The organism is Erythrobacter sp. (genome assembly GCF_024305245.1).
Taxonomy (GTDB): Bacteria; Pseudomonadota; Alphaproteobacteria; order Sphingomonadales; family Sphingomonadaceae; genus Erythrobacter.
Genome location: NZ_JAMWYX010000003.1, coordinates 362,556 through 383,336 on the forward strand (window position 1 = coordinate 362,556; position 20,781 = coordinate 383,336).

26 protein-coding genes and 1 tRNA gene are annotated in these 20,781 nt (G+C 63.9%); 20 read left to right on the forward strand and 7 right to left on the reverse strand.

Annotated elements, in window-relative coordinates; all coding sequences use genetic code 11:
• The 8 genes from Q0L48_RS06565 (at position 1) to Q0L48_RS06600 (ending at position 6,697) form a co-directional block, all read left to right on the forward strand.
• A complete protein-coding gene (locus Q0L48_RS06565) occupies positions 1–513 on the forward strand; it encodes a hypothetical protein (RefSeq protein WP_296718666.1) in 513 nt (170 codons plus the stop codon).
• A gap of 2 nt (positions 514–515) precedes the next feature.
• Positions 516–1,526, forward strand: coding sequence for a biotin synthase BioB (gene bioB, locus Q0L48_RS06570; protein WP_296718668.1), 1,011 nt, complete (start codon positions 516–518; stop codon positions 1,524–1,526).
• A gap of 22 nt (positions 1,527–1,548) precedes the next feature.
• The gene (locus Q0L48_RS06575; RefSeq protein WP_296718669.1) at positions 1,549–2,376 is read left to right on the forward strand and encodes an alpha/beta hydrolase-fold protein; all 828 of its coding nucleotides are present in this window, start codon (positions 1,549–1,551) and stop codon (positions 2,374–2,376) included.
• A 106-nt stretch (positions 2,377–2,482) separates the two neighbouring features.
• Complete coding sequence (locus Q0L48_RS06580; protein WP_296718672.1) at positions 2,483–3,274, forward strand: DUF3445 domain-containing protein; 792 nt, start codon at positions 2,483–2,485, stop codon at positions 3,272–3,274.
• Entirely contained in the window at positions 3,271–3,681 is a 411-nt protein-coding gene (locus Q0L48_RS06585; protein ID WP_296718674.1) for a lysozyme inhibitor LprI family protein, read from the forward strand. Before Q0L48_RS06580 ends, Q0L48_RS06585 begins: the two co-directional genes overlap by 4 nt.
• Before the next feature lie 88 nt (positions 3,682–3,769).
• Complete coding sequence (locus tag Q0L48_RS06590; RefSeq protein ID WP_296718800.1) at positions 3,770–5,824, forward strand: acetyl/propionyl/methylcrotonyl-CoA carboxylase subunit alpha; 2,055 nt, start codon at positions 3,770–3,772, stop codon at positions 5,822–5,824.
• Positions 5,824–6,195, forward strand: a complete 372-nt coding sequence (locus tag Q0L48_RS06595; RefSeq protein ID WP_296718676.1) for a tRNA-binding protein — start codon at positions 5,824–5,826, stop codon at positions 6,193–6,195. Before Q0L48_RS06590 ends, Q0L48_RS06595 begins: the two co-directional genes overlap by 1 nt.
• Positions 6,196–6,421: 226 nt before the next feature.
• Positions 6,422–6,697 (forward strand): hypothetical protein, encoded by a 276-nt coding sequence (locus Q0L48_RS06600; protein ID WP_296718681.1) that lies wholly within the window; start codon positions 6,422–6,424, stop codon positions 6,695–6,697.
• On the opposite strand, the gene aroB is transcribed toward Q0L48_RS06600, so the two are convergent.
• Positions 6,698–7,819: a 3-dehydroquinate synthase gene (aroB, locus tag Q0L48_RS06605; protein ID WP_296718683.1), complete on the reverse strand. Its 1,122-nt coding sequence runs from the start codon at positions 7,817–7,819 to the stop codon at positions 6,698–6,700.
• The gene (locus tag Q0L48_RS06610) at positions 7,810–8,385 is read right to left on the reverse strand and encodes a shikimate kinase (protein WP_296718686.1); all 576 of its coding nucleotides are present in this window, start codon (positions 8,383–8,385) and stop codon (positions 7,810–7,812) included. The genes aroB and Q0L48_RS06610 overlap by 10 nt, the downstream gene beginning before the upstream one ends.
• Before the next feature lie 38 nt (positions 8,386–8,423).
• Between Q0L48_RS06610 and Q0L48_RS06615 the strand changes: the two genes are divergently transcribed.
• The 5 genes from Q0L48_RS06615 (at position 8,424) to Q0L48_RS06635 (ending at position 13,998) form a co-directional block, all read left to right on the forward strand.
• The gene (locus Q0L48_RS06615) at positions 8,424–8,639 is read left to right on the forward strand and encodes a hypothetical protein (RefSeq protein ID WP_296718687.1); all 216 of its coding nucleotides are present in this window, start codon (positions 8,424–8,426) and stop codon (positions 8,637–8,639) included.
• Positions 8,636–10,570 carry a hypothetical protein gene (locus tag Q0L48_RS06620; RefSeq protein ID WP_296718689.1) on the forward strand — a complete coding sequence of 645 codons (1,935 nt, stop codon included), beginning with the start codon at positions 8,636–8,638 and terminating at the stop codon, positions 10,568–10,570. Before Q0L48_RS06615 ends, Q0L48_RS06620 begins: the two co-directional genes overlap by 4 nt.
• 11 nt (positions 10,571–10,581) lie before the next feature.
• Positions 10,582–11,484, forward strand: coding sequence for a tyrosine recombinase (locus Q0L48_RS06625; protein WP_296718691.1), 903 nt, complete (start codon positions 10,582–10,584; stop codon positions 11,482–11,484).
• A 9-nt stretch (positions 11,485–11,493) separates the two neighbouring features.
• Entirely contained in the window at positions 11,494–12,438 is a 945-nt protein-coding gene (locus Q0L48_RS06630; protein ID WP_296718693.1) for an acetyl-CoA carboxylase carboxyltransferase subunit alpha, read from the forward strand.
• A 78-nt stretch (positions 12,439–12,516) separates the two neighbouring features.
• Positions 12,517–13,998 carry a M48 family metalloprotease gene (locus Q0L48_RS06635; RefSeq protein WP_296718698.1) on the forward strand — a complete coding sequence of 494 codons (1,482 nt, stop codon included), beginning with the start codon at positions 12,517–12,519 and terminating at the stop codon, positions 13,996–13,998.
• A 101-nt stretch (positions 13,999–14,099) separates the two neighbouring features.
• Here Q0L48_RS06635 and Q0L48_RS06640 read toward each other — a convergent pair whose 3' ends face one another.
• The 3 genes from Q0L48_RS06640 to Q0L48_RS06650 all read right to left on the reverse strand — a co-directional run bounded on the left by Q0L48_RS06640 (position 14,100) and on the right by Q0L48_RS06650 (position 14,808).
• Entirely contained in the window at positions 14,100–14,276 is a 177-nt protein-coding gene (locus Q0L48_RS06640) for a Flp family type IVb pilin (RefSeq protein ID WP_296718701.1), read from the reverse strand.
• Positions 14,277–14,394: 118 nt separating this feature from the next.
• Positions 14,395–14,577, reverse strand: a complete 183-nt coding sequence (locus Q0L48_RS06645; RefSeq protein ID WP_296718704.1) for a Flp family type IVb pilin — start codon at positions 14,575–14,577, stop codon at positions 14,395–14,397.
• Between the two features lie 15 nt (positions 14,578–14,592).
• The gene (locus Q0L48_RS06650) at positions 14,593–14,808 is read right to left on the reverse strand and encodes a hypothetical protein (RefSeq protein WP_296718805.1); all 216 of its coding nucleotides are present in this window, start codon (positions 14,806–14,808) and stop codon (positions 14,593–14,595) included.
• Here Q0L48_RS06650 and Q0L48_RS06655 point away from each other — a divergent pair.
• Together Q0L48_RS06655 and Q0L48_RS06660 are read left to right on the forward strand one after the other, a co-directional pair.
• Positions 14,740–15,087 carry an NUDIX domain-containing protein gene (locus tag Q0L48_RS06655; protein WP_296718801.1) on the forward strand — a complete coding sequence of 116 codons (348 nt, stop codon included), beginning with the start codon at positions 14,740–14,742 and terminating at the stop codon, positions 15,085–15,087. The genes Q0L48_RS06650 and Q0L48_RS06655 overlap by 69 nt on opposite strands.
• A 60-nt stretch (positions 15,088–15,147) precedes the next feature.
• Positions 15,148–15,224, forward strand: a tRNA-Arg gene (locus tag Q0L48_RS06660).
• A gap of 103 nt (positions 15,225–15,327) precedes the next feature.
• Here the strand turns inward: Q0L48_RS06660 and Q0L48_RS06665 are convergent.
• Positions 15,328–15,717, reverse strand: a complete 390-nt coding sequence (locus tag Q0L48_RS06665) for a metallopeptidase family protein (protein ID WP_296718706.1) — start codon at positions 15,715–15,717, stop codon at positions 15,328–15,330.
• A 229-nt stretch (positions 15,718–15,946) separates the two neighbouring features.
• Here Q0L48_RS06665 and folE point away from each other — a divergent pair, with 229 nt between their 5' ends.
• The 4 genes from folE to Q0L48_RS06685 all read left to right on the forward strand — a co-directional run bounded on the left by folE (position 15,947) and on the right by Q0L48_RS06685 (position 18,565).
• On the forward strand, positions 15,947–16,567 hold the full coding sequence (gene folE, locus Q0L48_RS06670; RefSeq protein ID WP_296718709.1) for a GTP cyclohydrolase I FolE: 621 nt from the start codon (positions 15,947–15,949) through the stop codon (positions 16,565–16,567).
• Positions 16,568–16,727: 160 nt separating this feature from the next.
• Positions 16,728–17,177, forward strand: a complete 450-nt coding sequence (locus Q0L48_RS06675; RefSeq protein ID WP_296718713.1) for a hypothetical protein — start codon at positions 16,728–16,730, stop codon at positions 17,175–17,177.
• Positions 17,178–17,359: 182 nt separating this feature from the next.
• Positions 17,360–17,869: a cytochrome c gene (locus tag Q0L48_RS06680; RefSeq protein ID WP_296718716.1), complete on the forward strand. Its 510-nt coding sequence runs from the start codon at positions 17,360–17,362 to the stop codon at positions 17,867–17,869.
• A 6-nt stretch (positions 17,870–17,875) separates the two neighbouring features.
• On the forward strand, positions 17,876–18,565 hold the full coding sequence (locus tag Q0L48_RS06685; RefSeq protein ID WP_296718719.1) for a cytochrome b/b6 domain-containing protein: 690 nt from the start codon (positions 17,876–17,878) through the stop codon (positions 18,563–18,565).
• A gap of 74 nt (positions 18,566–18,639) precedes the next feature.
• Here Q0L48_RS06685 and Q0L48_RS06690 read toward each other — a convergent pair whose 3' ends face one another.
• Positions 18,640–19,119, reverse strand: a complete 480-nt coding sequence (locus Q0L48_RS06690; protein WP_296718722.1) for a peroxiredoxin — start codon at positions 19,117–19,119, stop codon at positions 18,640–18,642.
• 180 nt (positions 19,120–19,299) lie between these two features.
• Between Q0L48_RS06690 and ahcY the strand changes: the two genes are divergently transcribed.
• Positions 19,300–20,724, forward strand: a complete 1,425-nt coding sequence (ahcY, locus tag Q0L48_RS06695) for an adenosylhomocysteinase (RefSeq protein WP_296718725.1) — start codon at positions 19,300–19,302, stop codon at positions 20,722–20,724.
• The last annotated feature ends 57 nt before the right edge of the window (positions 20,725–20,781 follow it).

Below are 20,781 nucleotides of genomic sequence, written 5' to 3' on the forward strand. Positions count from 1 at the left end.
ATGTTCGGGTTCCTGCGAAACATCTTCTTAAAAAAGCCGGTTGTTCAGGAAGCCGCGGCGCTTGAGCACATCAAAGGCATTTCGCCTTCGGACTTTGTAGATGGCAGTTATCCGTATGAAGACCGCGTTGCTAGAGCTTTGCTCTTCTTTGTAGGGAAGCAGGTTCTCTTGATGGGTTACGAGCTGGAAGCAGTCCCTATCGAGAAGCGTTTCGTGTCAAAGGGGTGTCGCGGATATTTGGTTGGTGTGGCACACGGGATCATCACTTGCCTTGGGCAGAAAGTCGATGAAAACTATTTGAACGACTTGGTGTGTTCATCCTTCATCCTTGTTTTTGGACGAGAAAATGGTCGAAAAATTGCTGAAGAGTTCTTGAGAGAGGGTATTCTGGGCACCGGCTTGGCCAACGGCTACGTATTTGGATCGAATGAAGTCGAGGCGGTTTTCTCTTCACCATCTGTAGATATCTCTTCGGGTGTGGGGTTTGACCACTTTGCAAATTTTGGAACGTGATTTTGACACACCCCCGTACCGACTGGAGCCGCGCCGAAATCGCAGGCCTTTTCGACCTACCCTTCACCGAGCTGCTGTATCAGGCCGCCAGCGTCCACCGCGAATACCACCCGCCTACGCAAATCCAGCTCTGCACCCTGCTCAGCATCAAGACCGGCGGTTGCCCGGAGGATTGCGGCTATTGCTCGCAGTCGGTGAAGGCCGACAGCGGCGTTGAGGCTACCAAGCTGATGGACGTGCAGGCCGTGCTCCAGCGCGCGGCGCAGGCCAAGGATCAAGGCTCGCAAAGGTTCTGCATGGGCGCCGCTTGGCGCAATCCCAAGGACCGCGATATGCCCGCGATCGTGGAGATCGTGAAGGGTGTGCGCGACATGGGGCTGGAGACCTGCATGACGCTGGGGATGCTCGAACCGCATCAGGCCGCAATGCTGGCCGAGGCAGGTCTCGATTACTACAACCACAATATCGACAGCTCGCCCGAATATTACGAGCGCGTCATCTCCACCCGCGATTTCCAGTGCCGATTGGATACGCTCGATCACGTGCGCAAGGCGGGGATCAACGTGTGCAGCGGCGGGATCGTCGGCATGGGCGAGACGCGCGAGGACCGGGTGGGCTTCATCCACACGCTCGCGACCCTGCCGCAGCATCCCGAGAGCGTGCCGGTGAATGCGCTGGTGCCGGTCAAGGGGACGGTGCTGGGCAATATGCTGGCTGATACCCCGCTCGCCAAGATCGACGATATCGAGTTCGTCCGCACGGTCGCGGTCGCCCGCATCACCATGCCGCGTTCGATGGTGCGGCTGTCGGCCGGGCGTGAGTCGATGAGCGAGGCAACGCAAGCTTTGTGCTTCCTCGCAGGCGCGAATTCGATCTTCACCGGCGACAAGCTGCTGACTGCGCCCAACGCGGGCGATGACAGCGACGGCGCGCTGTTTGCCAAGCTGGGGCTGACGGCGCTCAAGGGCGAGGAACCGGCGCGGGCCTGCAAGACGGCGGTGGCGGCGGAGTGATTCTGTCCACGGGAGTAGCACGATGGCCCTCGCCTTCCTCGCCGCAGCGGCGCTCGCAGCGGCAACTCTCCCGGAGCCTCAACCGCTGACCATCGGCGAGACGGTGACGTTCGAAGCGGTCGGGGCGGAGCGGCAGGTCAACATCATCCTCCCGCCCGACTACGCCGCAAAGCCGGAGCAGCGCTGGCCGGTGGTGTATATGCTCGACGGAGCGGTGAAGCAGGACCTGATGATGGGCGCGGGCCTGATGCGTTGGGGGGCGCTGTGGGGGCGCAGCCGGGATGCGATCATCGTCGGGATCGAGACGAAGGACAGGCAGCGCGAATTGCTCCCCGAGACCGGCGATGCTGCCGAGCGCGCGAAATATCCCTCAGCGGGCGAAAGCGCAGCGTTCCGCGCGTGGCTGGCGGATACGGTCAAGCCGATGGTCGAAGCGCGCTATCGCCATGATGGCACCGCGATCCTCGTCGGCGAAAGCGCGGCGGGGCATTTCGTGGTCGAGACATGGGCCGAAGCGCCCGCGCTGTTCACCGGCTACGCGGCGATTTCACCCAGCCTGCAATGGAACAGCGAGGCGCTGAGCCGCCGCGCCTTGGCTACTACCGTCCGCCCGCCGCTTTACCTCAGCATCGCCGACGAGGGCGGGGCGACCGAGACGGGCATGGAGCGTCTGCTGGGCGCATTGCCCAAGGGCCAGCCCCACTGCTTCTCCGACCGCCGCAGCGAACTGCGACACGCCACCGCCTTGCACGGCCTTATGCCTGAGGCGCTGCAATATCTGCTGCCGACCGAGGCGGATTGGTTGGAGGAATACGGTATGGTGCTGAGATGCGATCGGCGGGGAGGGTGATTACGCTCAACCTCCGTCATCCCAGCGAATGCTGGGACCTGAAGTGGCAAGTGCTGTCCTATGCGGCCCAAGGCCTCAGCCTGCGCTGGGATGACGGAGTGGGGGCATGACCCTCGGCTTCTCGGTCGGCACGCTGCTGCCCAAAGCGCGCGGTGGTGGGCAGCTTCGGATGGGGCTGGTCAAGCTGGAGGAGCATCACTGGCTCGATCCCGCGCCCGATCTAGCGGCGCGCGCGGCTGGGTTTGCCGAATGGCCGCAAGCGGTGCAGCTGACGCCCGAGGTGGACGCTCCGGGCCGCGAGTTGGCCGCGATGCTCGGCGTGCCTGGCGCGCTTCCCGAAGCCGCGCTCACCGTTCACGAAGACCTGTGTTTGCTGACGAAATCCGAGAGCGAGGGCGTCTACCGCCTGATCGGTGCCGCCGTCGCATGGCCTTCCGACTGGCATCCGGCGGAGAAAATCGGCCTTCCATTGCGCGCGCTTCACGCGCCGATTGCGGGGTATGAGGAGCAACTCGCCAACGGGGTCGATCGCTTCATGGAAACCCTGCGCCCCGGCCCGATCTATGCCCGCTGCAACTGGTTCATCGCCGCCACAGGCAATCGCCGCTGGCTGCCCGACCGCCCGCCGCAGCAAGCCTTCGCCCATGTCACCCCCGACAATGCCGGAGAGACCCTGTTCGTTCGCTCCGAACGCCAGACACTCCGGCGGTTGCCGCAGACGGGCGCGATCCTGTTCACCATCGGCATTTATGTCGAACCGCTCGGCAGCCTTTCCCCCGCCAATATCGCCATGCTGGGCAAGGCGGTGCAAACCCTTGTCAGCGGCGAGGGTGACCGCAGGGGTGCGCCCGCCTATGCTGACAGTCTAATCGGTTTTGCTGAAAGGAACGCCGCATGATCGCCTCGCTGATCCTCCCGCTGCTGCTGCAATCGGCTGAGCCCCCTGTGCCCGGCTGGAACTGCGACGATCCGCAGGTGCAGCAGGAAATGAACTGGTGCGCCGCACGCGATTTCGAAGTCGCCGATGAACGCCTCAACTCCCAGTGGAAAGAAACCGCCGCCGCGATGAAGGCCCGCGACGCCAGCTTTGTCGAATATGCCGGTGACGATACCCGCGAGGGCTATTTCGAAAGCCTGCTCGAAGCCCAGCGCGCATGGCTGCGCTACCGCGACGCGCATTGCCGCCTTGAAGGATATTACGCGCGCGGCGGCAGTCTGGAACCGTTGCTGGTATCGACCTGCAAGGCTCGCCTCACCCGGATGCGCACCGATGAACTGCGCGAACTGATCGAAGACGCTGCCTGAAAGCACAAATCCGCTAGCTTGCTTGCCGCGCAATCCCTCGGCATAGCCCCGTGACAAGATAACGCGAAAGCATGAGAGGTTGTCCGCCTTGTTCTCGAAAATCCTGATTGCCAACCGCGGCGAAATCGCCTGCCGGGTCATTACCACCGCTCGCAAAATGGGGATCAAGACCGTCGCGGTCTATTCCGATGCCGATGCGCGCGCGCCGTTCGTGGCGATGGCTGACGAGGCGGTGCATATTGGCCCGTCGCCAGCCGCCGAGTCTTATCTGATCGCGGACAAGATCATCGCAGCCTGCAAGCAGACCGGGGCCGAAGCCGTCCACCCCGGCTACGGCTTTCTGTCCGAACGCACGTCTTTCGCCGAGGCGCTGGGCAAGGAAAACATCGCCTTCATCGGCCCGCCGGTGAATGCCATCGCCGCGATGGGCGACAAGATCGAATCCAAGAAACTCGCAATGCAGGCGGGGGTGAATGTCGTCCCCGGCTTTGTCGGCGAGATCGACGATACCGAGCACGCGGTGCGGATTTCGGATGAGATCGGCTATCCGGTGATGATGAAGGCTTCAGCCGGCGGCGGCGGCAAGGGGATGCGCCTTGCCTATTCCGAAGCCGACGTCCGCGAAGGCTTCGAGGCGGTGAAGCGTGAAGGGCTGAGCAGCTTCGGCGATGATCGCGTGTTCATCGAGAAGTTCATTCTCAACCCGCGCCACATCGAAATCCAGATTCTTGGCGATCAGCACGGCAATATCCTCTACCTGAACGAGCGCGAATGCTCGATCCAGCGCCGCCACCAGAAGGTTGTCGAAGAAGCGCCGTCGCCGTTCGTCACGCCAAAAATGCGCAAGGCGATGGGCGAGCAATGCGTCGCTCTGGCGCGCGCGGTGGGGTATTATTCTGCCGGAACGGTCGAACTGATCGTCAGCGGCGCAGACCCGACGGGGGAGAGCTTCTACTTCCTCGAAATGAACACTCGGCTTCAGGTCGAACACCCCGTCACCGAAGCGATCACCGGCATCGATCTGGTCGAACAGATGATCCGCGTCGCTTACGGCGAGAAGCTGGCCATGACGCAGGACGATATCGGCATCGATGGCTGGGCGATCGAAAACCGCGTCTATGCCGAAGACCCCTATCGCGGGTTCCTTCCCAGCACCGGGCGGTTGGTGCATTATTCGCCGCCGCTGGCCGGCTGGACCGAGGACGAAACCGTCGCGGGCAAGGCGCGGCGCGGTGTCGCACGCGGCAACGGCTCGGTGCGCGTCGATGACGGGGTTTACGAAGGCGGCGAGGTGTCGCGCTTCTACGACCCGATGATCGCCAAGCTGATTACCTGGGCGCCGACCCGCGACGAAGCGGCGGATTTGCAGATCGAAGCGCTCGATAATTTCCGCATCAAGGGCCTCGGCCACAATGTCGATTTCCTCAGCGCGATCATGCAGCACCCGCGCTTCCGTTCGGGCGAACTGACTACCGGCTTCATCGCCGAGGAATATCCCGAGGGCTTCCACGGCGCGGCGACAACCGAGAACTTCCGGCGCATTCTGGCGGCAGTGTGTGCAGGCAATGAATTCAGCTGGCAGGCCCGCGCACGGCAGATATCCGGCCAATTGGATGGGCCACTGCCGGTCACTGGCGAATGGCTGGTGAAGATCGGCGACGATCGGTTCGAGGTCGTTCTGGGCGATGGCCATGCGATGGTGGACGGCGTGCGGGTGGACGGCACCTGCGATTGGCTCCCCGGCATGGTGCAGGCGAGCGCGACCGGCAAGGTGGGCGATGATGCGGAAGTGCGCCTTGGCCTCATTGTCGAGCGGATCGGCAACCAGTGGAAGGTGACGACGCGCGGCGCGGCCCACACCGCGCTGGTGCTGCCGCTGCGGTTGGCGCGGCACGAGCAACTGATGATCGAAAAACTGCCGCCCGATCTGTCGCGCTTCCTGATTTGCCCGATGCCGGGAATGCTGGTGAAACTGCACGTCGCCGAAGGTGAGACAGTGCAGCCCGGCCAACCGCTCGCCACGGTCGAAGCGATGAAGATGGAAAACATCCTGCGCGCCGAAAAGGAAGGCGTGATCGCCAAGATCAACGCTGCGGAGGGCGAGAGCCTTGCGGTCGATGCGGTGATCCTGGAACTGGAATAATGCACCTTCGCCACGATCCCGATGCGCCTGCGGGCGAGCCGATCGCCTTCGAGGATTTCCTCAAGGTCGACATCCGCATCGGGACCATCGTGGCGGCAGACGAATTTCCCGAAGCGCGCAAGCCGAGCTTCCGCCTCCGCATCAACTTCGGCGCGGTGATCGGCGAGAAGAAAAGCTGCGCCCAGATTGCGGCCAATTATCAGCCGGACGAATTGATCGGGCGGCAGGTCGCCGCCGTAGTCAACTTCCCGCCGCGCCAGATCGGCCCGGCCATGTCCGAAGTGCTGACGCTGGGCTTTGCCGACGCCGCTGGCGAGGTGGTGCTGTTGGCGCCTGACCACCCGGTGCCGAACGGGGTGCGGCTGTTTTGACGAAGGCGGATCGGCACGGACCGAAGTAGCGGGGCTTGCGAAAGCCGCAGTAGCAGCGAATTGCCCGACGCTGTAATTTCCTTACAAACTTCCCGGAAGAATTTGCCCGATCTTATACGAAGTCAGCGCCTGATTTCGGCGCCCAGGATAAGTTGGACCGACGCTGACATAAGCCGAGTCGCGAACGAATGCGCTCGGATGAATCTTGGCGAAAAGGTCTGTTTCGATGGCGATTTGCAAAACCGGATATTTCGATCGCAAGGGTAATTTCTTCAAAAACGCCCGCGATGCGACGGTCAGCGATTTGGCGAGCCTGCTGGGACAAGTCGGCGAGGGGGAGAGCCTCGCTCCAGGCATTGCCTCCAAGATTCTCGAGCGCCGGGCGGAAATCGAGCAATTATTTGCTGAACACGATGCCATGATGGAAGCCGAGATACTGCTGGCCAATGCCAGTCAATTGACTGATAATATTGCGAAACTGCAGGGCCGTCCGGCAGGCTGATCAGCGACGCCCCAACTCGTGGTCGAGAAATACGGCAACATCGCGAAGATCGACATTGCGCGCCATATACGCCTCGCCCAATCCGCGCAGCAGCAAGAAGGGCAGGGTGTTACCCTCCTTTTTCTTGTCGTGGCGCATATGCTCCACCAGCCGCGCACCGTCGCAAGTGAGACCGAGCGCAGGCAGGTCCGCGGGCAGCCCCGCCGCCGCGATTGCCCGTGCTGCGTGTTCGGCATCATCGGCGGAAATCTCCCCCCGCCGCGCGGAATAGTGTGCGGCCAATGCCATCCCCAGCGCCACTGCCTCGCCGTGCAACAGCCGGTCGGAAAAGCCTGTCTCCGCCTCCAGCGCATGGCCGAAGGTATGCCCCAGATTGAGCAGCGCGCGGCGATCCTGCGTCTCGCGCTCGTCCTCGGCGACGATCCGGGCTTTCATCGCGATGCTGGTGGCGATGGCATGTTCCAGCGCTGCGGATTCGCGCGCCAGCACCGCAGCGCCGTTCGCTTCCAGCCAGCCGAAGAACGCGGCATCGCCGAGCAACCCGTACTTCAGCACCTCGGCATAGCCTGCGCGCATCTCGCGGTCGGGCAGGGTGCCCAGCACCTTGGGGTCGATCAGCACCAGCGATGGCTGATGAAACGCGCCGATCAGGTTTTTGCCCGCTGCGGTGTTGATCGCGGTCTTGCCGCCAACCGAGGAATCGACCTGTGCCAGCAGTGTCGTCGGGATTTGCACGAAGCCGCAGCCGCGCTTGGTGATCGCGCAGGCAAAGCCGACGAGATCGCCCACCACTCCGCCGCCCAGCGCAAACACGTGGTCCGAACGCGTGACGCCCAGCGCCAGCAGCCAATCGGTCAGCCGTGCCAGCGACGCCCAGCTTTTGGCGTTCTCGCCCGGTTCGACCACGAACCATTCTGCGGCAAATCCCTGCGCTGCAAGGCTGGTGTCCACCACCGCGTGATACAGCCGGTGCGTGTTGGCATCGGCGACGAACGGCACCTTGCGGCTACCCGCATAGCCCGCAAGAAACGGCGCGGCAGCGGTTCCCAGCCCCCCCAGCAATCCTTCTTCGATCACCACATCATACCCGCGCCCGGCCAGCGCGACGGGGATTACAGCCATTGATCGATCGCCTTGATGATGGCGCGGGCGGTATCGGCGTGCGGGCCGTTCTCGCTAACCACGCGAATGGGAGCTTGCCTGTAGAACGGCGCGCGTTCGGCAGCCAGCCGGGTGAGGATTTCGTGCGGATCGCCGCCCTGCAGCAGCGGGCGGGTGTTGCGCCGTGCGGTGCGCTCCACCAGCGTATCGACATCGCAGTCGATCCAGACGGCGATGCCCTTTTCCAGGATCAGCGATCTGGTCGACGGGTCGATGAAGGCACCGCCGCCGGTGGCGATAATGCCGTGACCTTCCTCAATCAGGCGGGCGATGACCCGGCGCTCGCCATCGCGGAAGTAGGGTTCGCCGAACTGGGCGAAGATTTCCGGAATGCTGAGATGCGCGGCTTCGGCGATGGCATCGTCCGCATCGACGAAATCGCGTGCGAGCATCCGGGCGATTTTCCTGCCGACAGTAGACTTGCCCACGCCCATCAATCCGACCAGCACCACAGGACGGGTAATCCGCGCGGCGATGGCCGTGATCGCGGCGGCGTTGTGATCGGTTGATGCAGGCTCAGCGGACATTGCCGCACGGCCTATAGATGGGCTAGAGCGCGTGCAATATGGCAAACATTTCCCGTCCGTCCCTTTCCTCTTTGTCAGCGTCACGGCAGGTTCTCGCGCGGGAGCCGTCGCTGCGCACGCGTGTGCGGTTGCGGGGGGCGGTGATCGTCCTGTTAATTGTCGCCGCCGCGGCCGGGCTGGCGTATTTCGATGGTGGGGAAAAGCCGCTGCGCCCGATTGCCGAACCTGTCGAATTGTCCGGAGCGCCGCGATGAAGCGCGTGGCTTCGCACCGGGCATTGGTTGCCAGCGCGCTGGCGCTGGGGATTGCCGGAGCGATTGGCGGGGCCGGGCTGGCGGGCGTGGCAACAGCGCAGGGCCAGCCCGAATCGATCCTGCCGCCAGGTTTCGACGATCCGGCACCGACGCCGACCCCCACCGCGAGACCCGCGCCTGCGCCGACGTCCGGGCCGCCGCCGATTGTCCGCCCCGCGCCTGATGATGCGGGCGCAGCAACCGGCGAAAGCCTGCCGTCGTCCGGTGCCGCCGCGCCGGTCGATCTTCCGCCACTGCCGTCGATCACGCGTGACGAATTGTCTCGCCTGCCCACCCTCGAAGAGCTGGAGAGCATGTCGACCGAGGAGCTCGACCAGCTGCTCGGCCTCAAGCCCAAGTTCGATATTCCTCCCGGTGCGCGCCGGGCGCTGACCCGCGTCGGCGTGCTGGCGGTTGACGAAGGCGGATTGCCCCCGCGTGCGCTGGTCAATCAGCCCGCGCCGCTCGTGCGCGCCGCGCTGGCGGGCAACAAGGGGCCGATGGTTTCGCGCTGGGGGCATATCCTGCTGCGGCGCGCGCTGGCCAGCCGCATGGCGGCACCGCAGGGGATGGAGCCGGTCGAATTTGCCGCGCTGCGCGTGGGCCTGCTCAACCGGCTGGGCGAATATGCCGTATCGCGTGCGGTGGTGCAGGATATCGATGCCGCCAACTGGTCGGGCGAACTGACCGCTGAAGCGCTGAGCGCCTATATCGGCGTCGGCGACATCACCGGGGCATGCCCGGCGGTGCGCCTGCAGGGTTCGGCGCGCGAGGATGGCGAATGGCAGATGCTGCAGGCAATCTGCAACGCCTATGCCGGAGAAAGCGCGCTCGCCGCTTCGCAGCTTGACCGGGCGCTGTTCCGCGGCACCGCGCCGCGGATCGACGTGCTGCTGGCGCGTCGGTTTGCCGGTGCGGCGGGGCGTGGTCAGCGTGCCGTCGAGATCGAGTGGGACGGGGTGGAGGAGCTCAACCCCTGGCGGTTCGGCTTGGCCAACGCGCTCGGCGAACCGGTGCCGGAGCCGTTGCTGCAAGCGGTGCTCGATGCGCGCGACGGAGCCTATTACGCCCGCAGCGGCGCGTTGCTGCCGATGCTGCCTGTGGCCGAGCGCGTGCCCTTTGCCGGACGCGCCGCGCGTGAGGGAATCCTCTCTTCCCAGGCGTTGATCGATTTCTACAGCGCTATCTATGCCGATCAGGCTGCCGAGGGAGAGGCCGCGGCCCACGCCGCCGCCTTACGCGAAGCCTATCTCGCCACTGATCCTGCTGCGCGGATCGCCGCGATGCAGCGGTTGTGGGATGCGGGCACGGAGATCGGCGGCGGCGATGGTTATGCCGCGCGGGTGCTGACGGCCTATGCCGCAGCGCGCATTCCGGCCGACGCGGCGCATGCCGATGCAGCGGGTGCACTGATCGCGGCGATGCTGACCGCCGGGCTCGATCGCGACGCGCAGGCATGGCGCGGGGTGGTGGATGACGGCTCGCTCGGCTGGGCTCTGATTGCGCTGTCTGCGCCGGGCGGCGACGATGTCGGGACAGGCGCGGTCGACAGTTTCATCGGTGATGATGACAGCGCAGGCGCGCGCAAATCGGCGTTTCTGGTTGCCGGGCTGGCCGGGCTGGGCAAGCTGTCGTCCGGCGAGGCCGACGCGCTGGCAGACCGTGTCGGAACCGACCTTTCGCGCCAGACGCGCTGGACAAGAGCCATTGCGCGCGCTGCCGAGGTGAACAACCCGGCGCTGGTCGCGCTGCTGGCCGGATTGGGGATGCAGGGGTCGAGCTGGGAAGCGATGACTCCGCTGCATCTCTACCACGTAACCTCTGCGCTACGCCGCGTCGGTTTGGCGGCCGAGGCCCGGATGATCGCCGCCGAGGCGGTCGCGCGCGGCTGAGGCGCGGCGCGGTGTCGGCAGCGACCGAGGCTTTTCTCGCCATGCTCGCCGCAGAGCGCGGTGCCGCAATCAACACGCTGGCCGCTTACCGCCGCGATTTGGCCGGAGCGGAGGAGACGATCGGCGATTTGGCCGGCGCGCCGCGCAATGCCGTGGCAAGTCTGGCGCAGGAATGGGCCGCGCTTGCCCCGTCCAGCGTCGCGCGCAAGGCTTCGGCGCTGCGGCAGTTCTTCGGCTTTGCCGTCGACGAGGGCTGGAGGCAGGACGATCCGTCAGGCGCGCTGCCCTCTCCGCGCACCCGGCGCCCGTTGCCCAAGGTGCTGGGGCACGATGCCGTCGCCGCGCTGTTCGCCCGCGCCGAACTGGAGGCCGCGGTTGAGGAACCCAAGGCGGTGCGACAACTGGCGCTGATCGAACTGCTCTACGGTTCGGGCTTGCGCGCGAGCGAGCTGGTGGCGCTGCCGCTGCATGCCGTGCCGCGCGACGCGCCGTTCCTGACCGTCACCGGCAAAGGCGGCACGAGCCGTCTGGTGCCGGTGGGAAGCCGCGCGCTGGAGGCGCTGACGCGCTGGCTGGCGGTGCGGCCAAGCCTGCCGACATCGCGCCACCTGTTCCCTTCGCGCGGCGGAACGCATCTGACCCGTGTGCGCCTGTTCCAACTGCTGAAGGCGCTGGCCGCGCGCGCCGGGCTCGATCCGGCCGGGGTCAGCCCCCACGTGCTGCGCCATGCCTTTGCCACTCACCTGCTGGAAGGCGGCGCGGACCTGCGCGTGTTACAGACCCTGCTTGGCCATGCCGACATCGCCACCACGCAGATCTATACCCATGTCGAGCCTGCAAGGCTGGTCGCGCTAGTGAATTCGCGCCACCCGCTTGCCCAGCCTGCACTTGCAACCCGGGCAACATCGGACTAGCGCCGCGCGATGATATCCTATCTCGATTTCGAGAAGCCGGTCGCCCAGCTCGAAGAACGCATCGCGCAGTTGCGCAACGTGAATGCACTGCACGATGTCGATGTCGCGCAAGAGATCGCCCGGCTCGAAGCCAAGAGCACCGAACTGCTCGCCAGCACCTATGCCTCGCTGACCCCGTGGCAGAAGACCCAGGTCGCCCGCCATCCGCAGCGGCCGCATTTCCGCGACTATGTCGCGCATGCGTTCAGCGATTTCATGCCGCTGGGCGGGGACCGGCTGTATGGCGACGATCTGGCGATCATGGGCGGATTCGCGCGCCTCAATGGTCGGCGCGTGATGCTGATCGGGCACGAAAAGGGCAACGACACCCAAAGCCGGATCAAGCATAATTTCGGGATGGGCAAGCCCGAAGGTTATCGCAAGGCGATCCGGCTGATGGAACTGGCGGGCCGGTTCGGTCTGCCGGTGGTGACGCTGGTGGACACCTCGGGCGCGTTTCCGGGGATCGAGGCGGAGGAGCGCGGGCAGGCCGAAGCGATCGCCCGTTCGACCGAAGCCTGCCTTGCGCTGCCGGTTCCGATGATTGCGGCGATCGTCGGTGAGGGCGGATCGGGCGGCGCGGTGGCGCTCGCCTCGGCCAACCGGGTGCTGATGATGGAGCACGCGGTTTATTCGGTGATCTCGCCCGAAGGCTGTGCTTCGATCCTGTGGCGCACGTCCGAAAAGGCTGCAGATGCGGCGCAGGCGATGAAGGTCACTGCCCAGCATCTCAAGCGCGACAATGTGATCGACCGGATCGTCAAGGAGCCGCTCGGCGGGGCGCAGCGCGATGCGGTGGCAGCGGCACGGATGCTTGGAGACGCGCTGACCGAAGAGCTTGACGGGCTTTCGGCCAAGACGGGCGAACAACTGATCGCCGTGCGTGAGGAACGCTTCCTCGCCATTGGGGGTTAAGGTTCAGGCGGCCACGGGTATGCCCGTATGTGGTTTTCCGATAGTTTCGGAAAAGACAACATAGCGGGAGAACAAGCGATGACGCGAATTACACGCAGGATGCTGGCAATCGGTGCCGCGCCGCTGGCGCTGGCCGGGTGCGTCGGCATGGGCGGGCCGATCCCCTCCGCTTCCACCCCCATCACCCAGAGCGAAGCGCAGCAGGGGGCGGAATATCACCCGCAATTCCTGGCAGAATTCGGCGGCGCGATGAGCGGGACGCACGCCGCCTATGTCGAGCAGGTGGGCAAGAACATCGCGGTGCAATCGGGCCTCGGCAATGCGCGCGAGAGCTTTACCGTCAGCCTGCTGAATTCGCCCATTCACAACGCCTTCGCGGTGCCGGGCGGCTATGTCTATACCACGCGCCAGCTGGTGACGCTGATGAATAACGAGGCAGAGTTGGCGGCTGTTCTGGGGCATGAGGTCGGCCACGTCGCCGCCCGCCATTCCCAGCGCCGGGCGCAGACTGCGCAGCGCAATTCGATCCTCGGTGTGCTGGGCGCGATCGGGAGTTCGGTGCTGCTGGGCGATAGCGGCGTTGCCGACACGCTTTCGCGCACCTTCCTGCAAGGGTCGCAGCTTCTGACGCTCAGCTATTCACGCCAGCAGGAGCTCGAGGCCGATACGCTCGGCATCTCCTATCTTAATCGTGCGGGCTATGATCCACGGGCGATGGGCACGGTGCTCGCCAGTCTTGCGGCGCAGAACGCGCTCGACGCCAGATTGCAGGGCCGCAATGCGACCGCGCCGGAGTGGGCTTCGACCCATCCCGATCCGGCCAGCCGCGTTCAGGCAGCGCTTGCCAAGGCGGGCACCGCCAGTGGGCCTGCCAGTGGGATCACCAACCGCGATACCTTTCTGGCGAGAGTCGATGGCCTGCTTTACGGCGACGATCCGGCACAGGGGGTCGTCGAAGGCAGCCAGTTCATCCACCCCGAACTGCGGCTTTCGTTCACTGCGCCGCAGGGCTTCTTCATGGTCAACGGCACCCGCGAGGTCAGCATCAACGGGCAGGGCGGGCAAGCCAAGATGACGCTCGCCCCCTATAGCGGCAACCTGGAAACCTATGTGCAACAGCAGTTTGCAGCGCTGGGCGGAGAGAATGCCACCCTGGCACCGGCGCAGATGCAGCGTACCACCGTCAACGGGCTGCCCGCTGTCGTCGGCGAGGCACGTGTCAACAGTGGCGGAAATCAGGTCGATGTCGTGGTGTTCGCCTATGAATTCGCGCGCGACCGCGCCTATCACTTCCTCGCGATTGCGCCAGCTGGCCGGGCCGGTACGTTCAACCCGATGTTCCAGTCGATGCGGCGGATCACTGCGAACGAGGCGAGCAGCGTGGTGCCGAAAAAGTTGCAGGTGGTAACCGTGCAGCGCGGCGATTCGGTGGCGAGCCTTGCGCGGCGGATGGCCTATCCGGCTGCGCAGGAAGAACGTTTCCGTGTCCTCAATGCGCTCGGCAGCCGCGATCAGCTGGTACCGGGGCAGAAGGTCAAGCTGGTGGTGCGCGGGCGATAGGTCTGGCGACCACGCCGACGCACTTTAAATTTACGACGCACAAACGAAAAGCGGCGGAGGTTGCCCTCCGCCGCTTCCGTTAGCGAATAACCAAAGGTCGATTACTGGACCTGGTTGGAATTCAGCTTGGTCGAAACGCCGTTGAAGGTGCTGTTCAGGCTGGTGCCCAGCGCCTGCATGCCGACGATGGCGGCAACAGCGATGAGAGCGGCGATCAGGCCGTATTCGATGGCGGTGGCGCCCTGCTCGTCACGAACGAGGTTCTTGAAGAAGGTCATGTGTAGTCTCCTGGTTTGGTCTTCGGTACCCTACCGTTCCGCTTGGCCCGGCCCGGTGCATTTCTGATTAATTGGCAGCTATTGACAAAGTCCTAACTCGGATCGCAATTTTCGATCGTCAGGGCGTCATTGCTGCCACTGCTTTCTCCTCAACGTGATCCCACATTCCTATTGTATCGGTTGCAACAAGTTGCAGCGAAACGAGCATGCCGATCACGATGAGGCCTACCATCAAACCGTATTCGACAGCGGTGGCGCCAGATGTGTCGGCCTTCATGGTCCTCAAAAAGGTCGTCAACATTTGAAACCCACCTGTCTATTGCGGTTGGACAAAACCAAAATCGTCGCGGCGAGTTAAGAAAAGGTTGATGAGCGGGATATGGTTGGAAAAAAAACCGACGCTCGGGAGCGATGGATTGCAGTTGTGGCGGGCGCGCTGCGGCGCGGCGACGGGTGCTGGATGATGCATCGCCGCCCGCTGGGGAAGCACCATGGTGGCCTGTGGGAGTTCCCCGGTGGCAAGGTCGAACATTCTGAAATGCCTGAAGAAGCTCTGCTGCGCGAACTGCGTGAGGAACTGGGCATAGATTGCGCATCGGCGACCGTGACACCCGCCGGGTTCGCCGAAACGTGCGGTCTGCGCGAAAAGTACGCGATTGTCATACTGCTTTACACTATTGCCGGGTGGAAGGGCGATCCGGAGGCGCTTGAAGGGGGCGAAGTCGGTTGGTTCACCCCCGCCGAGGTGATCGGGCTGCCCAAGCCGCCGCTCGACGAGGCGTTGGCGGCGCGGCTGTTCCAAAATCTTTGAAAGCAGCCCAAGGCCACTTGCCAAGCCCCACCGACCCCCTTATGTGCCGCCCTCCAGTGTGCACCCGTAGCTCAGCTGGATAGAGCACCAGACTACGAATCTGGGGGCCGGGCGTTCGAATCGCTCCGGGTGCACCAACATCGCCCGCTCCTCGCAAGAGGGGCGGGCGTTGTCGGTTTTGTGGTTCTTTTCCGGCAAGTCGCTTCGAACGCGCTCGGAACCCGAGCCGCGACAGCGGCCTCAGTCCTGCACGCTTTCTTCAAGCGCGTGCATGTCTTCGTCGGACAGTCCGAAGTGGTGCCCGGCCTCGTGAATCACCACGTGGCGCACCAGGTCGGCAAACCCCACACCGGTTTCCTGCATTTCGGCGAGCAACGGCTGGCGGAACAGGCTGATGACGGGCGGCATGCGTTCATGATCCCATTGCGACTGTTCCGGCAACGCGATCCCTTCATATAGGCCGGTCAGTTCCCAGCGGTTCTCCATTCCGACAGCGGCAAGCTGTTCGGTGCTCGCGAATTCGTCGATCCTGAGCACCACGTCGGCAAGGTGATCGCGAAAGGCTGGCGGCAGGCGGTTCAGAACCTTGCGCGCGGCATTTTCGAATTCGGCGGGGGTGGGGCTGGGCACACCTGAGTCCTCTTTTTAGCCGTTTCAGTGCGTGAAATCCGGCGTATGCAACTTACATTGGCACTGTGAGGGAAATATGGGGCGCGGCTCTGATCGCGCAACCGGGTGAACCAAAAGCCGGATGGTTCGGAACGTCGGGCAGCCTTGTCGGTTTACGACACGCGAGACCCCCACAGGAGTGAACAGGGGCCGTAGGTGCGCCGCCGATTTGCGAAGAAAGAAGATTACGATGAATTATGTCTGTGCCCATGATGACGAGTTCGACCCGGACAATCCGCTGGGCAAGCCCGATGTTCCCGAACATGTGCAGGACGCGATCCGCACCTTGATCCAGTGGGCCGGAGACGATCCGTCACGCGAAGGGCTGCTCGACACGCCCAAGCGCGTCGGTCGGGCGTGGCTCGAATATTGCGAGGGCTACAAGGAAGATCCGGCGATCCACCTGACCCGGCAGTTTTCCGAAGTGGGCGGGTATGACGAGATCGTGTTGCTCAGGGACATTCCGTTCCAGTCGCATTGCGAACACCACATGGCGCCGATTACGGGAAAGGCGGCCATCGCTTATCTGCCCAACAAGAAGGTTGTCGGCATTTCCAAGCTGGCGCGCGTGCTGCATGGCTTTGCGCACCGGCTGCAGATTCAGGAGCGTCTGACCGCCGAGGTCGCGCAGTGCATCTGGGACAATCTCGAACCGCACGGCGTGGCGGTGGTGATCGAGGCGCAGCATGGCTGCATGACCGGACGCGGGGTCAAGACCCACGGGGTCGAGATGGTCACCAGCCGGATTCTCGGATGCTTCCTCGAAGACCATCGCAGCCGTAAGGAAGTGATGAGCCTGATGGGCTACTGACCGGCTTATCTGCCAATAACGTCATGTATGCATTGTAGAAGTTCCTCGCGGAGGCGGTCGTTTTTGGGTCGTATGCGCTTGGAACTCGCGTCCGACACTGCTATCATCGCTAGGGTCAACGGTCGGATAAAATGGCCGGGATAATGCAGGAGACATGATGATGAAAAAACTCGCTTTTGCGGGCCTTTTTGCCGCAGCGTGCCTCGCTTCGCCGGCGGCAGCGCTGGAACATGAGGTCGTGATCGATCACCCCGCCGGCACGATCGCCGCCGATTACGAAGGCGCCGTGCAGGTCGAAACCCGTCAGATCGGCACCGCAGGTGTGGCAGGCCGGCCCAATACACTGCGCTGCCGGTGGAGCGCCGCGCTCAAGGTCGAACGCAACGCCACGGTGGGCGAGGCGTTGCAGACGCGCCGCTCGATGATGCGCGATGACGTCGCCAGCGGCTCCACCCCCGGCTGGTGCAATCACAAGGCCGAGGCGATCGATGCGCTGGTCGATGCCCGCCGCGACACGTTCCGCACCGCCATGCTGGAACTGGTGGAGCAGGATCGCACCGCGATCCTCGCCGAGGCCGAAAGCGTGGCGGCGAGCAACCGCGAAGGTTGATCTGAGGCCAGGCGTCGCCGAGATCGGGGTGTCCTGTCGCAGGGCACCCCTTTTTCGTGCGTTCACGAACCTGCGGCCCGAACTGCTTGTGCCGCGCCAATCTTGTGTTTGCGATGCGCCGTAAAGCAGCATAGCTTGCAAGCGGGATCTGCCGTTCGGCTTAACCAAGGAGCATTTCGACGATGGTTCGCACTCTTGCCACCCGCCTCGCTGTTGCCGCTGCGCTTGTCGGCGCGCTCGCCGCCTGCGGCGACGAAGTTCCGGCCGACGAAGCGCCTGCCGCTTCTGTTGTCGAACCCGGGACCGCAGCGATTCTGAAGGAACGCCACGACAATTTCGAATCCATCGGGGATGCCTTCAAGGCCGTGCGGGGCGAGTTGGAGAAGGACGCGCCCGATTTCGCTCTGATCGCCGACAATGCCAACGACATTTACAATCGCGCAGGCAATATCGAACGCCATTTCATCGAGCGCACCAGCATCGACGACGGCTTCGATACCGAGGCGCTGGCCACGATCTGGGAAAAGCCGGACGGTTTCAAGGCGGCGACTCAGAAACTGCTCGACGAAAGCGCCGAGCTCGCTGCCGTCGCAGCTTCGGGTGACAAGGCCGCTGTGGCTGCGCAGGCGATGGCGATGGGCGGCGCGTGCAAGGATTGCCACGACCAGTTCCGGCTCGACGACGAGAAGTAGGCGCGCATGGGCGCTTCGCACGGCACTACCGGCGCGCCCAATGTCCGGGTGTGGGATCCGCTGCTGCGGCTGACCCACTGGAGCTTTGCGCTGATTGTCCCGGCGATGTGGTGGACAGCGGAAAATTCGGCATGGGCCTGGCACCGGCGGCTGGGTCTTGTGCTGCTCGGTATCCTCGTGTTCCGCGTGCTGTGGGGCTTCCTTGGCCCCAAGACCGCGCGGTTTGCCAGCTTCGTGAAAGGGCCGGGCGCGGTGATCGCCTATCTGCGCGGCCGGATGACAGACGCGGCGACGCGGATCGGGCATAGTCCGCTGGCCGGATGGAGCACGCTGGCGCTGATCGGCGCGATGCTGTTGCAGGTGAGCATGGGGCTGTTCGCAGGCGATCCCTATGACGGGATGATCGGGCCGCTCAATCCGCTGGTTGGGGTGATGACCGCCGACATGCTGACCGATTGGCACGAGACGTTCTTCTGGGTGGTGGCGGGCCTGATCGCGCTGCATTTGGCGGCCATCGTGTTCTACGCCACCGTAAAGCGCGAAGATCTCGTCAGCCCGATGCTAAGCGGTGATCGGCCGCCGATGGCCGGGGTCGCAGGGATCGGGCCGGTGCCGTGGGTGCGGGGGCTGCTGGCTATCGCTTTGGCAGCAGGGTTTGCCCTGTGGATCGCCGCCGGCGCGCCGCCGCTTGGTTGAGCCAACGCTCTGGCATGAAAAAGGGGCGCTCCCGACCTCGGGAACGCCCCTTTTGGCTAGATCGGTTAGGCGGCTTAGAGCTGACCGAGCATGTGTTCGGCGCTCGATACCTTGAAATCGCCGGGTTCTTCGACGTTGAGCTGCTCGACTACGCCATCATTGACGACCATCGAGAAACGCTGACCGCGCTTGCCCATGCCGAAGCCCGATCCGTCCATGGTCAGCCCGATCGCCTCGACGAATTCGGCGTTGCCATCGGCCAGCATGGTGATTGCATCGCTCCCCGAAGCCTTGTTCCACGCACCCATCACAAAGGCATCGTTCACGGCGGTGCCGACGATTTCGTCGACGCCCTTCGACTTCAGGTCATCGGCCTTTTCGACGAAGCCCGGCAGATGCTTGGCCGAGCAGGTCGGGGTGAAGGCACCCGGCACCGAGAACAGCGCGACCTTCTTGCCGGCGAAATATTCGGAGGACTTCACGGCCTGCGGCCCTTCGGCGGTGGCCTTGACCAGCGTGACTTCGGGGAGCTTGTCGCCAACGGAAATCGTCATGTGCTTTGGTGTCCTTCCAGAGTGGGGGTGTTCTGCGCCTGTCTATAGCCATCGCAGCGGTGCGGGCAACAATTAGACATATAAAGATAAGTTTATATTTGCCTCAGGGCCGCCGTGCGGCTAGGGGCTGCACCAGAGCAATCCGCCCATTACGCGCGCTGTCGCGCAGGAGAAACTAGCATGGCCACCCTCGCTGCCACCCCGACCCACGAATATGTCATCAAGGATATCGCGCTCGCCCGCTTCGGCCGCGACGAAATCCAGATCGCCGAAACCGAAATGCCGGGCCTGATGGCGCTGCGCGAGGAATATGGCGCAGCCCAGCCGCTGAAGGGCGCGCGCATCACCGGCTCGCTGCACATGACCATCCAGACCGCCGTTCTGATCGAAACGCTGACCGCGCTCGGCGCCGAAGTGCGCTGGGCGACCTGCAACATCTTCTCGACGCAGGATCACGCCGCCGCCGCCATCGCCGAACGCGGTATTCCGGTGTTCGCGATCAAGGGCGAAACGCTGGGCGATTACTGGGATTATGTCGGCCGCATCTTCGATTGGTCGACCGAGGAAGACCCCGATCTCACCACCAACCTGATCCTCGATGATGGCGGCGATGCCACCATGTTCGCGCTGTGGGGCGCCCGGATCGAAGCTGGCGAAGAAATGCCCGCGCCCGCCAACGCCGAGGAAATCGAACTTCAGCGCGCGCTGAAGGCGTTCGTCGCTGCCAAGCCCGGCTACCTCACCAAGACGGTGAAGGCGATCAAGGGCGTTTCGGAAGAGACCACCACCGGCGTGATGCGGCTGTACCAGATCGCCAAGCAGGGCAAGCTTCCCTTCCCGGCGATCAACGTCAATGACAGCGTCACCAAGTCGAAGTTCGACAACCTTTATGGTTGCAAGGAATCGCTGGTCGACGCGATCCGCCGCGCGACCGACGTGATGCTGGCCGGCAAGGTCGCCTGCGTTGCCGGTTACGGCGATGTCGGCAAGGGTTCGGCGGCCAGCTTGCGCGATGGCGGCGCCCGCGTCATGGTCACCGAGGTCGACCCGATCTGCGCGCTGCAGGCAGCGATGGACGGCTTCGAAGTCGTCACCATGGAAGACGCCGTGAAGCGTGCCGATATCTTCGTCACCGCGACCGGCAACGAGGACGTGATTACGGCCGAGCACATGGAAGCGATGAAGCCGATGGCGATCGTCTGCAACATCGGCCACTTCGACAGCGAGATCCAGATCAGCGCGCTTTCCAACTATGACTGGAAGGAAATCAAGGAAGGCACCGATCTCGTCACCTTCCCCGATGGCAAGTCGATCCTGATCCTCGCCAAGGGCCGCCTCGTGAACCTCGGCTGTGCCACCGGCCACCCGAGCTTCGTCATGAGCGCCAGCTTCACCAACCAGACGCTCGCCCAGATCGAATTGTTCACCAAGGCGGACGAATACCAGAACGATGTCTATGTTCTGCCCAAGCATCTCGATGAAAAGGTCGCTGCGTTGCACCTTGAAAAGCTGGGCGTGAAGCTGACCCAGCTCAGCAACAAGCAGGCCAGCTACATCGGCGTGCCGCAGGCCGGCCCGTTCAAGCCCGATCATTACCGTTACTGATCGTTTTGCGGCCCCGCTCTGTCCCCGGCCATGTCCGGGGCAGCGCGGGGCTGTGGC

Excerpts from the sequence above, each read along its gene's own strand:
- Q0L48_RS06565 (WP_296718666.1), top strand. The coding sequence starts at position 1 with ATGTTCGGGTTCCTGCGAAACATCTTCTTAAAAAAGCCGGTTGTTCAG.
- Q0L48_RS06575 (WP_296718669.1), top strand. The coding sequence starts at position 1,549 with ATGGCCCTCGCCTTCCTCGCCGCAGCGGCGCTCGCAGCGGCAACTCTC.
- Q0L48_RS06580 (WP_296718672.1), top strand. The coding sequence starts at position 2,483 with ATGACCCTCGGCTTCTCGGTCGGCACGCTGCTGCCCAAAGCGCGCGGT.
- Q0L48_RS06585 (WP_296718674.1), top strand. The coding sequence starts at position 3,271 with ATGATCGCCTCGCTGATCCTCCCGCTGCTGCTGCAATCGGCTGAGCCC.
- Q0L48_RS06595 (WP_296718676.1), top strand. The coding sequence starts at position 5,824 with ATGCACCTTCGCCACGATCCCGATGCGCCTGCGGGCGAGCCGATCGCC.
- Q0L48_RS06600 (WP_296718681.1), top strand. The coding sequence starts at position 6,422 with ATGGCGATTTGCAAAACCGGATATTTCGATCGCAAGGGTAATTTCTTC.
- aroB (WP_296718683.1), bottom strand. The coding sequence starts at position 7,819 with ATGGCTGTAATCCCCGTCGCGCTGGCCGGGCGCGGGTATGATGTGGTG.
- Q0L48_RS06610 (WP_296718686.1), bottom strand. The coding sequence starts at position 8,385 with ATGTCCGCTGAGCCTGCATCAACCGATCACAACGCCGCCGCGATCACG.
- Q0L48_RS06615 (WP_296718687.1), top strand. The coding sequence starts at position 8,424 with ATGGCAAACATTTCCCGTCCGTCCCTTTCCTCTTTGTCAGCGTCACGG.
- Q0L48_RS06620 (WP_296718689.1), top strand. The coding sequence starts at position 8,636 with ATGAAGCGCGTGGCTTCGCACCGGGCATTGGTTGCCAGCGCGCTGGCG.
- Q0L48_RS06630 (WP_296718693.1), top strand. The coding sequence starts at position 11,494 with ATGATATCCTATCTCGATTTCGAGAAGCCGGTCGCCCAGCTCGAAGAA.
- Q0L48_RS06635 (WP_296718698.1), top strand. The coding sequence starts at position 12,517 with ATGACGCGAATTACACGCAGGATGCTGGCAATCGGTGCCGCGCCGCTG.
- Q0L48_RS06640 (WP_296718701.1), bottom strand. The coding sequence starts at position 14,276 with ATGACCTTCTTCAAGAACCTCGTTCGTGACGAGCAGGGCGCCACCGCC.
- Q0L48_RS06645 (WP_296718704.1), bottom strand. The coding sequence starts at position 14,577 with ATGTTGACGACCTTTTTGAGGACCATGAAGGCCGACACATCTGGCGCC.
- Q0L48_RS06655 (WP_296718801.1), top strand. The coding sequence starts at position 14,740 with ATGCATCGCCGCCCGCTGGGGAAGCACCATGGTGGCCTGTGGGAGTTC.
- Q0L48_RS06650 (WP_296718805.1), bottom strand. The coding sequence starts at position 14,808 with ATGTTCGACCTTGCCACCGGGGAACTCCCACAGGCCACCATGGTGCTT.
- folE (WP_296718709.1), top strand. The coding sequence starts at position 15,947 with ATGAATTATGTCTGTGCCCATGATGACGAGTTCGACCCGGACAATCCG.
- Q0L48_RS06675 (WP_296718713.1), top strand. The coding sequence starts at position 16,728 with ATGAAAAAACTCGCTTTTGCGGGCCTTTTTGCCGCAGCGTGCCTCGCT.
- Q0L48_RS06680 (WP_296718716.1), top strand. The coding sequence starts at position 17,360 with ATGGTTCGCACTCTTGCCACCCGCCTCGCTGTTGCCGCTGCGCTTGTC.
- Q0L48_RS06685 (WP_296718719.1), top strand. The coding sequence starts at position 17,876 with ATGGGCGCTTCGCACGGCACTACCGGCGCGCCCAATGTCCGGGTGTGG.
- Q0L48_RS06690 (WP_296718722.1), bottom strand. The coding sequence starts at position 19,119 with ATGACGATTTCCGTTGGCGACAAGCTCCCCGAAGTCACGCTGGTCAAG.
- ahcY (WP_296718725.1), top strand. The coding sequence starts at position 19,300 with ATGGCCACCCTCGCTGCCACCCCGACCCACGAATATGTCATCAAGGAT.